At 40.6% G+C, this 14,637-nt stretch carries 13 protein-coding genes; 3 read left to right on the top strand and 10 right to left on the bottom strand.

The window, feature by feature from the left end; all coding sequences use genetic code 11:
• Positions 1 to 372: 372 nt before the first annotated feature.
• From V3I05_RS01015 to secA, 3 genes are all read right to left on the bottom strand, one after another.
• On the bottom strand, positions 373 to 618 hold the full coding sequence (locus V3I05_RS01015; RefSeq protein WP_295701351.1) for an RNA recognition motif domain-containing protein: 246 nt from the start codon (positions 616 to 618) through the stop codon (positions 373 to 375).
• Positions 619 to 721: 103 nt separating this feature from the next.
• Positions 722 to 2,005: an ABC transporter permease gene (locus tag V3I05_RS01010; RefSeq protein WP_343353722.1), complete on the bottom strand. Its 1,284-nt coding sequence runs from the start codon at positions 2,003 to 2,005 to the stop codon at positions 722 to 724.
• The gene (gene secA, locus V3I05_RS01005) at positions 2,005 to 4,554 is read right to left on the bottom strand and encodes a preprotein translocase subunit SecA (protein WP_300449960.1); all 2,550 of its coding nucleotides are present in this window, start codon (positions 4,552 to 4,554) and stop codon (positions 2,005 to 2,007) included. Before secA ends, V3I05_RS01010 begins: the two co-directional genes overlap by 1 nt.
• Positions 4,555 to 4,654: 100 nt before the next feature.
• Here secA and lolA point away from each other — a divergent pair, with 100 nt between their 5' ends.
• From lolA to V3I05_RS00990, 3 genes are all read left to right on the top strand, one after another.
• Complete coding sequence (lolA, locus tag V3I05_RS01000) at positions 4,655 to 5,194, top strand: LolA-like outer membrane lipoprotein chaperone (protein WP_300448512.1); 540 nt, start codon at positions 4,655 to 4,657, stop codon at positions 5,192 to 5,194.
• 105 nt (positions 5,195 to 5,299) lie between these two features.
• On the top strand, positions 5,300 to 6,808 hold the full coding sequence (locus tag V3I05_RS00995; RefSeq protein ID WP_300449966.1) for an anthranilate synthase component I family protein: 1,509 nt from the start codon (positions 5,300 to 5,302) through the stop codon (positions 6,806 to 6,808).
• Positions 6,805 to 8,412: a bifunctional anthranilate synthase component II/anthranilate phosphoribosyltransferase gene (locus V3I05_RS00990; RefSeq protein ID WP_300448516.1), complete on the top strand. Its 1,608-nt coding sequence runs from the start codon at positions 6,805 to 6,807 to the stop codon at positions 8,410 to 8,412. Before V3I05_RS00995 ends, V3I05_RS00990 begins: the two co-directional genes overlap by 4 nt.
• 196 nt (positions 8,413 to 8,608) lie before the next feature.
• On the opposite strand, the gene V3I05_RS00985 is transcribed toward V3I05_RS00990, so the two are convergent.
• The 7 genes from V3I05_RS00985 to V3I05_RS00955 all read right to left on the bottom strand — a co-directional run bounded on the left by V3I05_RS00985 (position 8,609) and on the right by V3I05_RS00955 (position 14,630).
• The gene (locus V3I05_RS00985; protein WP_300859771.1) at positions 8,609 to 10,591 is read right to left on the bottom strand and encodes a DUF4105 domain-containing protein; all 1,983 of its coding nucleotides are present in this window, start codon (positions 10,589 to 10,591) and stop codon (positions 8,609 to 8,611) included.
• 75 nt (positions 10,592 to 10,666) lie between these two features.
• Entirely contained in the window at positions 10,667 to 11,104 is a 438-nt protein-coding gene (locus tag V3I05_RS00980) for a DUF3015 family protein (protein WP_295701364.1), read from the bottom strand.
• 131 nt (positions 11,105 to 11,235) lie between these two features.
• Complete coding sequence (locus V3I05_RS00975; protein ID WP_295701366.1) at positions 11,236 to 12,141, bottom strand: carbon-nitrogen hydrolase; 906 nt, start codon at positions 12,139 to 12,141, stop codon at positions 11,236 to 11,238.
• An 8-nt stretch (positions 12,142 to 12,149) separates the two neighbouring features.
• The gene (locus V3I05_RS00970; RefSeq protein ID WP_300448521.1) at positions 12,150 to 12,299 is read right to left on the bottom strand and encodes a hypothetical protein; all 150 of its coding nucleotides are present in this window, start codon (positions 12,297 to 12,299) and stop codon (positions 12,150 to 12,152) included.
• 12 nt (positions 12,300 to 12,311) lie between these two features.
• Entirely contained in the window at positions 12,312 to 12,896 is a 585-nt protein-coding gene (locus tag V3I05_RS00965) for a ThiF family adenylyltransferase (protein WP_295701370.1), read from the bottom strand.
• Between the two features lie 67 nt (positions 12,897 to 12,963).
• Positions 12,964 to 13,761, bottom strand: a complete 798-nt coding sequence (gene surE / locus V3I05_RS00960; RefSeq protein ID WP_295701372.1) for a 5'/3'-nucleotidase SurE — start codon at positions 13,759 to 13,761, stop codon at positions 12,964 to 12,966.
• Positions 13,758 to 14,630 carry a polyprenyl synthetase family protein gene (locus V3I05_RS00955; RefSeq protein WP_343353715.1) on the bottom strand — a complete coding sequence of 291 codons (873 nt, stop codon included), beginning with the start codon at positions 14,628 to 14,630 and terminating at the stop codon, positions 13,758 to 13,760. The genes surE and V3I05_RS00955 overlap by 4 nt, the downstream gene beginning before the upstream one ends.
• Positions 14,631 to 14,637 lie beyond the last annotated feature (7 nt).

The following is a 14,637-nucleotide window of genomic DNA, read 5'->3' as shown; positions in this document are numbered from 1 at the left end:
TGGGCAAATAAATTATCAAGCAAGGCGGGGAGAAACTATAAGTAGATAGGGAAAATTTTGTAAGGATTCTAAAGAGTGAAGCATTTAACTTTCCCCCTTCTGTCAAGGGGAGGGGCTATACAACTTGCCTCTTTTATTGATAGCAAGGCTTTTTGTTTCCCTCTCACTTATGCAGATATGTTTCTTTCTCCTCTCTTCTAATGGAATGTAACTCACCCCTTATCCTTTCCATTGCAGAAAGGCGAGAGGCATATCCTCGAACACTTCGTGTATATGGGATTAGATAGTGTGAATTGTGGATTTGACTTTACGTAAAACAAGACTACGCGGTGGCGATAGCCACAACAGTGCAGTAATAATAGCCCAAAAGGCTTATTGTCGTGGGCGGGCTTCATTCACGCGGAGATTGCGTCCGCGGAAGTCCTTTTCATTCAGCGCGTCAATGGCTTTGAGTGCGTCCTCATCATTCATTTCTACAAATCCAAATCCCTTGGGTTTGCCACTCTCTCTATCATTAATAAGTTTGACAGAAAAAACTTCCCCAAATGGAGCAAATAGCTCCTTTAACTCATCACGAGTAACTGCATATACTAAGTTTCCTACATAAAGTGTTTTCAAAGGCACTCCTAAAGTAAAATATCAACTCCCCCATTTTTTAAAGGTGTCCTTTGTATGCTATGATTTATTTACTTACAAGATTCTTAAAATAGGCTTGTTTTTACTATTCGTTGCGTAAAACTTGCAAAGTATCTACTAATGATGCTCTCTTTGCAGGATAATACGATGAAAGGCATACGATGATTACCGCACCTATGATAGTGAGGCAAAAATCAAGTAAGGATAAGTCAAGGGGTAGCTTTGAGCTACCATATACATCAGCAGGAAGCGAGATGATAGGAAAGGTATCAAGCACATACATGGCAATGCCTGTAAGAATAATGCCAAAAGCAGTACCCCCTAGCCCGATTACATTACCTACCCAAAAAAATATTTTTTTGATTTCTGCTTTACTTGCTCCAAGTGAGAGGAGCAGAGCGATTTCTTTACGGCGATTCATTACCACCATAAGCAAGGAGCTAATGATGTTAAGACTTGCCATAACGATAATAAGCATAAGCACAATAAAGAGAGCGCGTTTTTCAAGCTCTAGGGCTGAAAAGAAATTGCCATTTTGTTGCCACCAGCCCTCAATCCCCGCACGAGCAGGAAATTCCGTGATTAAAAAATCATTAATGGGCTTAATATCCTGCATAGGATTTTCTGCATAGACGTGTATACCATCATATACGCCCTGCGGCACACGGCGGATTTTCTGCAATGCTTCTAAATTCGTATAGGTATAAGCCTGATCATACGCTCTCAAGCCAGATTCAAAGAATCCTGCGATAGTGAAACGTTTATTAATAGGCGTGTAGCTAAAGCCTGAAGGCTCAAGCTGTGTGAAAAATAAATCGAGCTTATCATCCACTTCTAAGCCAAAATGTTCTTCAAAACCCTTGCCTACGAGGATAGAAAATGTCTTTTCTTTAAAGGCGGTGATATGTTGCTCTCTTTGTTTGATTAACTCTTCACTTGAGAGGGTATCACTCGGGTGATTACTCTGTGATTCAAAGGCTTTGCGCACCACCTCATTGATTTGAGATTCTGCATACATATCCACGCCAAAAACCATTGCCACATTCATTGTGTTACCCACCTTCCCTACGGCTTGATAGCGCAAATATGGGCTGAAAAGAAATTGCGGGAAGTGATTTTGCAAAGCGTGTAGTATCTCATCATCAAGCCCCGCATACGTCGCAGAGTATATACTTAGAGGATAATTCATCACAAAAAGTTTGCGCTCAAACTCCTTTGACATACCATTCATAATTGCCATTGCTACACATAGCACCATCACGCCTACACCCACGCCAAAAAATGCAAGCAAAGCGGTGATAGAGATAAAGGGCTGTGTTTTATCAAATCGCAAATAGCGGGGCAAAAGATAGAGAGTAAGCGTTTTCATTAAGCCAATAATCCCTTTTTAGGTCCGCTTTTTCCGTGGCAAAGCTTGTATTTCTTACCACTTCCGCAAGGACAAAGCTCATTGCGCGAGATTTTTACTTTTGAGGTGGTAGAGGCATTTGAATTAAAATCTTGCAAATCCTCCTCTAGCTCCTCTTGCATATTTTTTAGCATTTTATCTGCCGCGCTTTCCTCTTGCTCTCTTAGCTGGATAATGTGTAGCATTTTAGTCGTTTCAATTTTAAGATTCTCTACAAACTCTAAAAACAGATTGTAGCTTTCTTTTTTGTATTCAATCAATGGATCTTTTTGATTATATCCGCGCAAACCTATGCCTGTTTTGAGATTATCCATCGTATAGAGATGCTCTCTCCACGAGCTATCAAGCACCTGCAAATAGATAATGCGCTCAATCTGCGCCCTATGTGCGTTATCGAGTTTTGACATTTTACCTTCATAGCTTTCACTCATTTGTGTGATAAGCTTTTGGAGTAATTCATCATATTCTAAGCCCTCGCAATCTCCCAAATCAAGCCCTAAATCCTCACTCACTTGAGCTTTAAGTGATGAGATATTGAAATTACTGCTATCATCACCGGGCAGAATCTGTGCCTTATAAAGCAGGGATTGCGCAGTGATGTCGCGATTGGTAATGATACGCTCATTCAAAGAATAGTTTTCGTCAAGCAATTCATTACGGAGCTTATACACTGCCTTGCGCTGCTCATTAGCGACATCATCATATTCAAGCAGATGTTTGCGTGATTCAAAATGGAGATTTTCTACCTTTTTTTGTGCGCTCTCAACAGAGCGAGTAACAAGGCTAGATTCTATATGTTCACCATCTTTCAGTCCAAGCCGTTCCATAATGCCCTTAATCTTATCGCTTCCAAAGATTCTAAGCAAAGAATCTTCAAGACTTAAGTAAAATTGACTAGCTCCTGGGTCGCCTTGTCTCCCGGCTCTCCCGCGTAATTGATTGTCGATACGTCTGCTCTCGTGCCTTTCTGTGCCGATGATGTATAATCCCCCCAATTCGCGTATTTCATCATTGATTTTAATATCCACGCCACGTCCAGCCATATTCGTAGCAATCGTAACCGCCCCTTTCATCCCTGCATCTTTAATGATTTCTGCTTCTTTGCTATGCTGCTTGGCATTTAGGACTGTATGGGGGATTCTTTGTTTTTTAAGGAGTTCGTGAAGCACCTCACTTTTTTCAATACTTGCTGTCCCTACAAGCACAGGCTGTCCCTTTTTGTGAAGCTCAGTAATCTTAGTAATTAGGGCATTAAACTTCTCTCTCTCGCTTTTATAGATAAGGTCATTTAAATCTTTGCGTTGCACCGGAATATTGGTAGGGATACTCACCACCTCAAGATTATAGATTTGTAGAAATTCACTCGCCTCTGTTTGCGCTGTGCCTGTCATACCCGATAATTTTTCATAAAGGCGGAAGTAGTTTTGAAATGTAATATCAGCTAAAGTTTGGCTTTCCTCTTTAATATCTACCTTTTCTTTTGCCTCAATGGCTTGGTGTAGCCCCTCGCTAAAGCGTCTGCCTTCACTCAAACGCCCGGTAAATTCATCAACGATAACCACCTCATTATTCTGCACGACATAATCTTTGTCTTTGATAAAGAGATAATTTGCCTTTAGGGCTTGGTCTAAATGATGAGAGAGCGCGGCATTTTCGATACTATAGAGATTATCAACTTTGAAAAGCGATTCAGCTTTTTTGATACCTTCCTCATTAAGCAAAATGACACGATTTTTTTCATCAATGCTAAAATCCACTTCATTTTGAAGCTTTTGAGCTACACTATTAGCAAGTTGATAATGCTCTAGAGTGCGATTTACAGGTCCAGAGATAATAAGCGGTGTGCGTGCCTCATCAATAAGGATAGAATCCACTTCATCAATGATGACAAAATAATGCTCTCTTTGCACTTTTTGTGTAAGGTCATATTTCATATTATCCCGCAAATAGTCAAAGCCAAATTCATTATTTGTGCCATACACGACATCACAGGCATAGGCTTGCAAACGTTGGTTATCATCGCGGATATCGCTAGTGATAATGCCAACAGAAAATCCTAGAAAGTTATAAAGGGGCTCTAGCTCCTTTGCATCGCGTTGAGCGAGATAGTCATTAACGGTAACGACATGCACACCCCTGCCACAAAGGGCATTGAGACAGACTGCGAGTGTGGCTACAAGCGTTTTTCCTTCACCCGTTTTCATTTCTGCAATGCGTCCGTTATTTAGCACCATACCACCGATAAGCTGCACATCAAAATGACGCATACCTAATGTCCGCTTACTTGCCTCACGTGTGATGGCAAAGCTTTTGTGAAGCACTCCTTGCAAAGAATCCTCACCATTTTGCACCCGCTCTTTTAATTCGCTAAACGCATTTTGGAGTGCCTCATCGCTTAAGCTTTCATAAGTGGATTCTAAGGCATTGATTTTTTGGACTTCTTTGCGATATTGTTTGATAAGTTTATTGTTACGAGAACCTAAAAAAGTTGATACAAGCGTTTTTAGCATAAATGAAGCCTTTTGGTAAGAAATTGGGCGTAATTCTAACATACTTTAATATACTTTGGTAGAATCTCACATTTTAATTTAAGGGTAAAGGATTGTGTAAATGCGTGTATTAATCATAAGTGTGATAATGCTACTAGGCTACTGCGGGACGCTCTTTGCGTGGGGAGAGAATCTCAAAAGCATAGAGGCAGATTTTGAGCAATATATTGAAAATGATGATGGCACGAGCGTGTATTATAAAGGCAAGATTCTAGGCAAATCTCCTAATAAAGTAAAATGGGATTATCAAATGCCCTTTAAAAAAGAAATTTATATGAATGATAATAAGGTGATTATTTATGAGCCGAGTTTGGAGCAGGTAAGCCACTCGACTTTAAGGACAAGTAGTGATTTTATATCGATTATCAAATCGGCTAAAAAGCAAGATGATGGGAGCTATCACACGCAGGTTGATGGCGTGGAGTATGTGCTGTTTGTGGATAAAAATGACAAGCCAGAACGTATTAACTTTGTAGATTCTATGGGGGCAAAAAGCACATTGAAATTAAGCAATGTGAAGCTTAATACTATAATAAATGATAAAGTATTTGATTTTGTTACGCCAGAGGGCGTGGAGGTTGTTGAGCTTAAAATGCGTTAGCGATATAAATCTCTATAAGGGGGTATATCTTCAAACACTTTGCGCAAATATGGCGGCTTAATAAGCCACCACAACAAAGGTATAATAAAAATATAAGGAGTGAAGATGTTTGATTTTAAAAATGCCAATAAGGCAGTGATAGTACATAAAGAAATGTTGTGCGACAATCTCACGCCTTTAGCGGCGTTAGGGGCGTTAAATGCAAAAATGCTTTTAGAATCTGCCTATAATGAAACGGGCAAGGATAGGTATTCCATTATGATTTTATGTGAGGCTTTTTGCGTTTATAAGGAAAATGGAGCATACATACTTGTATGCAACAATCAAAAAATGCTCTTAAGCGAGGCTCTAGCAGGATATGAGGTGAAAATCCCCGATAAAAGCGCAGATAATCCCTTTAAGCAAGATGGTTTTTTGGAATCTCTTGCTCTTGTGCGCACTCTAGCTCCCAATCCACAAGGGATAATCCCGCACGATTTGCCCTTGCCACTTGGTGGAGCAGGGTATATAGGATATGAGTTTTTTGCTGAAATCGAGGAAGTGAGCTTTCACAATCCCCCGCTTTATGAAGCACCTGAATGTGCCTTTATATTTGGGCGGGATTTTTTGATTTTTGATCATCTTTTTGATAGGCTACATATTGTGAGTGTGGGCTATGCTAATGAGTGTGAAAAGATAGAGCCTATGCAGAGGGTAGAAAAGATTATTACCACTTTGCGATCTCTATCACCATCTCCAACATCATTTGATAGTAGCGCATTTTCAGGGGATTACACGATACAAAATGCTACTACACAAAGCGAGTATGAAGCAATGGTTGTAGCGATTAAAGAGGCGATTTATCGAGGCGATTTGCTCCAATGTGTGCCAAGCCAATATATGAATGTCGCCTCTGCTTTGCCTCCATTAGAGGCGTATCGCCACCTCCGCCATCTCAATCCTAGCCCATATATGTTTTATTATCAATTTGAAAATTTTGTCGTTTTGGGGGCTAGTCCGGAAATTATGATACGGCTTAAAACTCAAGAGGGACGCGCACTTTTTGCTATCCGCCCTATTGCTGGCACTCGTCCTAGAGGAGAGAGCGTAGCGCGGGATTTAGAGCTTGAAAAAGAGCTTTTAAATGATAAAAAAGAGAATGCAGAGCATTTAATGCTACTTGATTTAGCGCGGAATGACGCTGGAAAAGTCAGCATAGGAGGGGGCGTGGAGGTAATGGCAAGAAATAAGATTGAACGATACTCTCACGTAATGCATATTGTTTCAGCAGTGCAAGGAGAGCTAGATACAGAGCGATTTAGCAAACACGATGCGCTCAAGGCGGCATTTCCTGCAGGGACACTATCAGGAGCACCAAAGATTCAAGCCATTAAAACTATCGAATCTTTAGAAAGCCATTCGCGTGGCATATATGGTGGTGCGATAGGGTATTTTACTTATGATGAGGATATGGATTTTGCCATTGCTATTCGCACAGCAGTGTATCAAAATGGCATATATTATTTGCGCTCTGGCGCGGGCATTGTGCAAGATTCTATCCCTAGCACGGAGTATATGGAGACACAAAGCAAAGTCCGATCACAAATCAGTATGCTTACAAAGGATAACAAATGATTTTGCTTATAGATAATTATGATTCTTTTACCTACAATATTTATCAGGCATTTTATCGCTTTGGATTTCCTATTAATGTCGTAAGGAGTGATAAGATTAGCATTGAAGAGATACGTGCCCTTTCTCCGCAATACATCATCATTGGTCCTGGTCCCAAAACGCCACAAGAAGCGGGGATTTCTATACAAATCGTGCAGGAATTGCAAGGCGTGTATCCTATTTTGGGAATCTGTTTGGGGCATCAGGCGATTATGGCGGCTTTTGGTATGGATATTGTTAATGCAAAGCATATCGTGCACGGTAAGGTCGAACCTTTACATCATAATCAAAAAGGGCTTTTCCGTCATATTAAGCCACTCACACCTATTGTGCGCTACCATTCTTTGGTAGGAGAGGTTCATCAGCTACCTGAATGCTTTGAAGTAAGCGCGTGGAGTGAAGATGGCGAGATTATGGCGATTGAGCATAAGAGCTATCAGCTTATGGGAGTGCAGTTTCACCCTGAATCGATTGGCACAATAGAGGGCGAGAAAATGCTTTTAAACTTTTTGCATTACACACGTGAGATTATCCCTATAAAGCAATATCTTAAAAGCACTATGCAGGGAGAGAATCTTAACTTTAAACAAGCCTGTGATGTGATGGATGAGATTACAGAGGGTAATATGAGCGATGCACAGATAGGGAGCATTCTCACAAGTCTTGAGATTAAGGGTGTGAATGCGGAGGAATTGGCCGGGTTTGCAAGTGTGCTCAAAAAAAAGGCGATAACCTTTCCTCTCCCGCTAAGCGATGAAGTGCGGCTAGATATGGTAGGCACGGGCAGCAGTCCTAATAAAACCTTTAATGTCTCTACCACAAGTGCATTACTTTTAGCCACAGCGGGAGTAAAGGTTATTAAACACGGCAATAGAGCTGTTACATCAAAGTCCGGTTCGGCGGATTTACTTCAGGCATTGGGCGTGAATGTCGATATGGACGCGCAAACTTGCAAATATGTGTATGATAATATAGGCATTACTTTTTTATTTGCGCAGAAGTTTCACGCTGCTATGCGATTTGCTGCTCCGGCTAGAGCGTCTCTAGGCTTTAGAACGATATTTAATCTTATTGGTCCTCTTTCAAATCCGGCGAGTGTTACCCATCAATTTATTGGCGTTTTTGACAAATCTTACACGGAGATTATGGCACAAGCGCTTGATATTTTGGGGATTCAAAGGGCGATGGTGGTGAGTGGATTTGATTGCTATGATGAGATTTCACTCTGTGCGCCTACGCAGATTACCGAGCTTGATAGGGGCAATATACACACATACGTGTTTAATCCTAATGAGGTAGGGCTAGATTTTGCCTCTTTTGCGGAGCTAAAGGGTGGAGATGTGGCAGAGAATAAGTGTATCAGCCTTGATATTTTTAATGCCACCGCGCCTAATTCTCCTAAGACACAGCTTGTCGCACTCAATACTGGCGCAGCACTCTATCTTGCTGGGAAGGCAAAGGATATAAAAGAGGGATATTTCTTAGCACAAGAGATTATCGCATCTAAGCGAGTTTTTGAGGTGCTAGAGGAATTTGTGAGATTAAGCCATAAGAGAGATAAATAAGCTATTCTTAATTTCTAACAAATTAATTTTGAATTGTATGAGTAAGTTATAATAGAAACTTTACGCTTTAAGAACATACTTACAACCAAGTAAAGCGTAGTTATAAGTATATCCTTTAGTCGCACACGAGAGACTTTGCTTTAAGTGTATAAAACCATTACGGAGTTTTAGCTTAATAGCAAAGGTAGAGTAAATCCTAAAAATACAGCCTTACGCCTAGCATTGATGTAGGCTGTGTCAAGTTCTGTGTGTCATTTTTTAGCATTTGCATACGTGCGATAAGCGCGAGATTGTGCTTGAGATTTATACTAAAAGTGGTATCGAGCAGGTGGCTAAAATGCGTGGGGCTGTATGTTTTAAGCTTGTATTCTAATGTGGCTTTGAGGCGGTTATTATCCTGCAGGACAATGCCTAGCACGGCATTAAGCGCGAAATCTGCCCTGCGGAAGCTATCGATAAAAAAGGTTGGTTCAAGGAAATAGTATGTATAAGCGACATCACCTATTTGATGGCTCAAGCCCCCACCAAATGCGGCAAAATAGTGCAAATGCTCATCATAAAAGCTACGATTAAAGCCTGTTTCAAGCCGATAAGAAAAGGGTTTAAAGAATTTACCTCTAGGCGCGATAGAGGCGACAGAGAGGATATTAAGTTCATAGAGACTAAAGGCAACTTTAGGCGTTTTGCTCGTATCATAATAGCCCAGAATCCGCATAAACTCGATTTGTGCGCCTTTGAGATAGCCTTTGTCATTATCGGTAATATCGTGGTAGGCGATTCTAAAATCAATGGCAGGGTGAATGCCTTGTGTGTTTGCAAGGATTAGTGGCGTAATGCGTAAGCCTTGATTCGCCTCTAGTGGATTGGCAGGGATATTAAGCGCAGGGGGTGTATTTGCACCAAGTTTTGAGCGTGTGGAGGCAAGGTCGTAGGCGATTTGTGTGTAATCTTCGTGTTTTAGTTTGCCATTGAGGTAGTAATACTCGCTTAGTTCAAGGGCAGATTCTAGCGTGTATTGCTTATCTTGAAGGGAGAGTTTGCTATCATCAAGCACACTTTGGGGGGTAGCTTTCCCACGTGAAAGCGATTTGGCAAGTGAGATAGAATGAGAATCCATCACTTTTTCATAAGAGAGGAGTTTGCTACGTTTGCTAGGGCGATAGGCTATATCGTTAATAAGCCCTGCTTTTTGAAAAGCAAAAAGTGTCTCTGGAGGATTGACTTGATAGATAAATTCTTTGCGTAGATTGAGGCTTTTTCGCGCAACTTCAAGTAGCCACAAGATATTATAAGAGCAGTTGCGATGAAAAAAGTAATAGTAACTAAAGGCATCGCTTAACTCCCAAATGTGATTGTATAATCGCTTTATTTCTTCAGGTGTAAAATTTAGCTCATATTCCCACATATCACGGGTTTCTACATTGGAATATTCTTCGATTTTATCATAATAGGGCAGGATAGAGTAGCTCCCCGTGTAGAATCCAAAAAGTCCTTTAAAGGCGAAACTAATGGCATCAACTTGGTTAGGGTCGGCATCGGCTTGGTAATTGATAGCAAAGGCAAGCAGACGGGATTCAAACACAGAATCAAGTAGTAAGAATGTATGTCCAAACATCGAGGCGGGAGAGTTGATATGTGCTGTGGGAAAGACGATACTTGCCTTTGTGGGGGCAATATAGTCATACATTGCCTTAAATTCCGCACATTCAAGTTGAGGGAGATTTTTAAAATCTAAATGCGATGAAAGGAATGCAAGACGGGCAGGAAAGCGACAAATAGCGTGATAGTCTGCTGCTTCAATAGAACGTGTAGGGAGATTGATATTATTTTCTTTAAATTCTACAATCTGCTTCATACGTCGCTCTTTGATAGCTTCAGGCACAGCCACTTGCGAGAGAGGTTGATAGAAAGCGATAATAGTCGCTTCTAGTTCATCTTGTGCGAGATTGCGCGAGGATTTGAAATTAGGTGTGAGAAAAAAGTAGGGTGAGATAATCTCACTTTTGTGCTTATTGATATGCAAAAGCGTTTTCCATTCCTTAGAATCGGCAAGCTTTAGAGCTTTAGCTTGAGCGATAAGTTCATTAATATGTGCGCTGTGGGAATCTTGTGCATAGAGATAAGCACAAAGTATAAAAAACATCATAATGGGGCGGAAAATATATGTGTGAAAATCCAAAATACAACCTTAAAATCAAAGCGGTTTAAGCAGAAAGAGGCGCATATATGAAAGATTCATATATGCAAAAAAAGATTAGAGATTTGCTGCTCCATCAAGCACATCGGCACTTTGCGCATCTTTGCTTGTGTAGAGTTTATGATAATTTTCTTGAAGTGCTACTTTGAAAGCTTCTTTGTCGCTTACATTGAGGAGCTCTACAAGTGTGTCAAGGTGTTCGCCTCGCCCTTGTGCGATTTCTTGAGAAAGTGCGTCCATATTCGCAGCTACAAATTCTTCTGTGCGGCTATCCATAGCGACTTTTCCACTTTTACAGCCAGAAGTTCCAGAAGTGATACCAAAAGTTTGATTAAAAAATGTAGCGTTAGTAGTTGCTTGTAGGACGTTCCATAAAATCCCTTTTTTATCAATAATGAGCGAACCAAGTCCGCAACCTGTATTTGTATTTGCTGCAGCTAATGCACCGCTTACTAAACCTGTGCTAAGTACTAAACTAACAAGAATTTTTTTCATCGTTTGTCCTTTGAAAAGATATTTGTTCCTTTGTGAAACGCGCTATTGTATCTTAAAAAACGTTAAATACTTTTTAAATTTATTGCTGATTTGTATGGCTTGTGGGATTTATTGTAAGTTTTTATTTTTCTCTAGAATGTATCACAAAAACGTTTGAGTAGTTCGCTATAAGATTCTATTCGCCTATCGCGTAGGAATGGCCACATACGGCGCACTTCCTCACTTTTAGTTAAATTAATATCCGCATATATAATCTCTTCTTTATCCTCACTTGCCTGTGCGATAAGCTCTCCTTGTGCGCCAAAGATAAAGCTACTGCCCCAAAAGCGTATGCCATTACCCACACCGCTTTTATCTTTCTCAAATCCCACGCGGTTAATCGCCAATGTCGGCAGTCCATTAGCCACGCTATGCCCTCTCTGCACAGCTATCCACGCGTCTTTTTGCCGCTTTTTCTCCTCTTTATTATCCTCATCAAACCAGCCAATAGCGGTAGGATAGATAAGTATTTGTGCGCCTTTAAGCGCCATAATACGTGCGGCTTCGGGATACCATTGGTCCCAGCAGATAAGCACACCAAGTGTCCCTAAGCTCGTGTGTATAGGCTCAAAACCTATATCGCCGGGCGTGAAGTAAAATTTCTCATAGAATTGTGGATCATCGGGAATATGCATTTTGCGGTATTTTCCTGCGATTTTACCATTGTTCTCAAAAACTATAGCGGTATTGTGGTATAGCCCTGCTGTGCGTCTCTCAAAGAGGGAGGTGATTAAAACAATATGATGTTGTTTTGCTAAGGCACTGAAATGAGCAATGTCTTTGTCAAAATCCGCTGCATAGTCAAAAAACGCAGGATTCTCACTTTGGCAAAAGTATTCTCGTGTGTGAAGCTCTTGCAAAGCGACAAGCTGTGCACCATTATGGGCTGCCTCTGCAATCATTGCGCTTGTAGCTTGTATCATTGAATCTCTATCGCCTGTGTAGGATTGCTGCAAAAGCGCTAGTTTAATGCTTTGTGCGGTATCTTTAGCTTTCATAGGAACTGCTATTCCTCATCGTATTCACTATCAGGATTCTCATAGTCATCATCGTCATAGCCGCTATACAGGCTATCCTCGTCCTCATCATCATAGTATTCAAACTCATCATCTTGGTTGTATCCTTCATCTTTATAATCATCATATTCATCTCGCATAACTTTTCTCCTTTAATATATTTTATATTTTGTATGATTTGATACTAATGCTATAGTCCAAAACTCATTGTTACAGCATATGCAGCTCCATAACGCTTTGCATTTTGGCACTTCAGGGCTGAATGCTGCCTTAAACGACCTGCGGATACCCGCTTTTTTAAGATATTCGAGTAGTTTTCGAGCAAATTTATCGCCGTGTGTTTTCCAAATATTATCTAGGCGGATATGCAGAGGATTAAGCTTTTTCGCGCTGCCTGTGGAGACGATAAACTTCTCTAAAAGTTTGTGTAAGGTGGTTCTAGTAATATCGACTTTTCCATAAATATCATCAATGGCATCGACAATATAACCAAATGCTATTATATTAAATCGCTTTAAAAATACACTATCTATTTGCTCTTGCATAGGGGTAATGCTTGGATACATTTGGGCTAAAACGGCGACTTTTGGCTCATTGAGCCGCTTTGTACAGATTTGGCGATTTTGATTTGTTGTATCAAAGCAATTTTTATCTATGATGGTAATATGCTTCAAACTACTACGATAGAGGCAATCCAATGTGAATCCTCCTACATCATCTACATTAAAAATCAACACTTTTTACTCCGTATGCGTTCAAAATCATTGTCAAAAGCATACGTGAGCGTGTATATCTATCAATAATTCAGTCATTGTTAATCCATTTTGAGAGTATTTGAGTATCCTCATAGCTTGTCATATCGAGCTTGATAGGGCTAATAGATACATAATTTTCATACACTGCTTTAAAATCCGAGCCATTAGGATAATCCGTATCTTTGCGCTCCTCCCATTGCAAAGGGTGTAAGCCTAGCCAATAATATTCCTGTCCGCGTGGATTGCGGTGGAGATGAGCCTCATCGGCGTAGATTCTATAACCCATTTGAGTGATTTTGTAACCCTTGCATTCTGCGTGTTGAATATAGGGGATATTGACATTAAGAAACTTTCGCTCTTGCAGCGGGAAACCTTTGTCAAAAATCATTTTTACTATATCCACGATAGATTTTTTTGCAAGGGAGAAATCAAAGTGTTTAGAGCGGTTCATATCGGGCATAACTTGCGATATGGCAATAGCAGGCACACCTTGAATACAAGCCTCCATCGCCCCTGCAATCGTGCCTGAATAGGTAATGTCCTCTCCCATATTCGAGCCAAGGTTAATGCCAGAAATCACTAAATCAGGTTTACAATCCTCTTTGTAGAGGGTATTAAGGGCGAGATACACGCAATCGCTAGGTGTACCATCTTCAAGTTTGTAAAAATCATCATCAAGACGGACAAAGCTAAGCGGACGCGTGAGTGTAAGCCCGTGCCCACAGGCTGATTTTTCGCTCGCAGGGGCGACTACCATAATATGAGCGAGGTTTCTTAATGCGTCTTTGAGCGCGAGTAAGCCACTTGAATTAAACCCATCATCATTGGTTAGTAGGATTTTTTTCATTCAATCTCCTTAAAATAATTTTGCAAAAGTGTGTTGAGTTCGTATTCAATAGCATTTCCAAAGTCTTTGAGTTTGTGTTGAATCTGCGTTTTTTGACGATGAAACTCTGCCTTTGCCTCATCTAAGCCAAGTAGATTCACATAGCTGTTTTTATGTGCGTCATTTTGCGTTGTTTTCCCTGCTTGTTCCGCATTAAGGCAGGTATCGATAATATCATCACGTAGCTGAAAATACACTCCAAGTTCTAAGCCAAAATCATAGAGTGATGAAGTAAGCTCCAATGAGGCACTAGCGATAATCGCCCCGCATTGTAATGAAGTGGCGATAAGTTTAGCGGTTTTGTTTAAATGGATAGTTTTAAGCTGCCCTAGAGAAAGTGTTGTGTTTTCAAAGGCGCAATCAAGCACTTGTCCTAGCACCATACCGCCAATACCGGCATTTGCTGCAAGAGATTCAATGAGTTTTAAGCATATTTGGGAATCTAGTCGCGCTTGAGAGAGTAGCCAAAAGGCATAAGTATTGAGCCCATCTCCTACAAGCAGGGCGAGAGTTTCTCCATATTTAGTATGTAAAGTCGCGTGTCCCCGCCGTAATGCAGCATTATCTATACAAGGCAAATCATCGTGGATAAGGGAATAAGTATGAATGCACTCAATGCTTAAGGCTGGTAAAAAGGCATTTTTGATCATTTGCGGAGAGAGGGCATTAACGATACAAAAAAGCAGCGCAGGGCGGAAACGTTTACCACCATTTTTCATCATCTCCCATATAGCGGATTCATAATGTGTGTGAAAGCTTGGAATCTTAGGCACTTGCTCGATAAGAAAGGATTCAAAATCGTTTAGAATCTCTGTGATATTTTGTCGCATTGTATCT

The sequence above is a fragment of the Helicobacter mastomyrinus genome, from assembly GCF_039555295.1.
GTDB classification, from domain to species: Bacteria; Campylobacterota; Campylobacteria; order Campylobacterales; family Helicobacteraceae; genus Helicobacter_C; species Helicobacter_C mastomyrinus.
The sequence above is the reverse complement of the archived record's forward strand: the minus strand, read 5'-3'. Positions and strand labels throughout refer to the sequence as shown.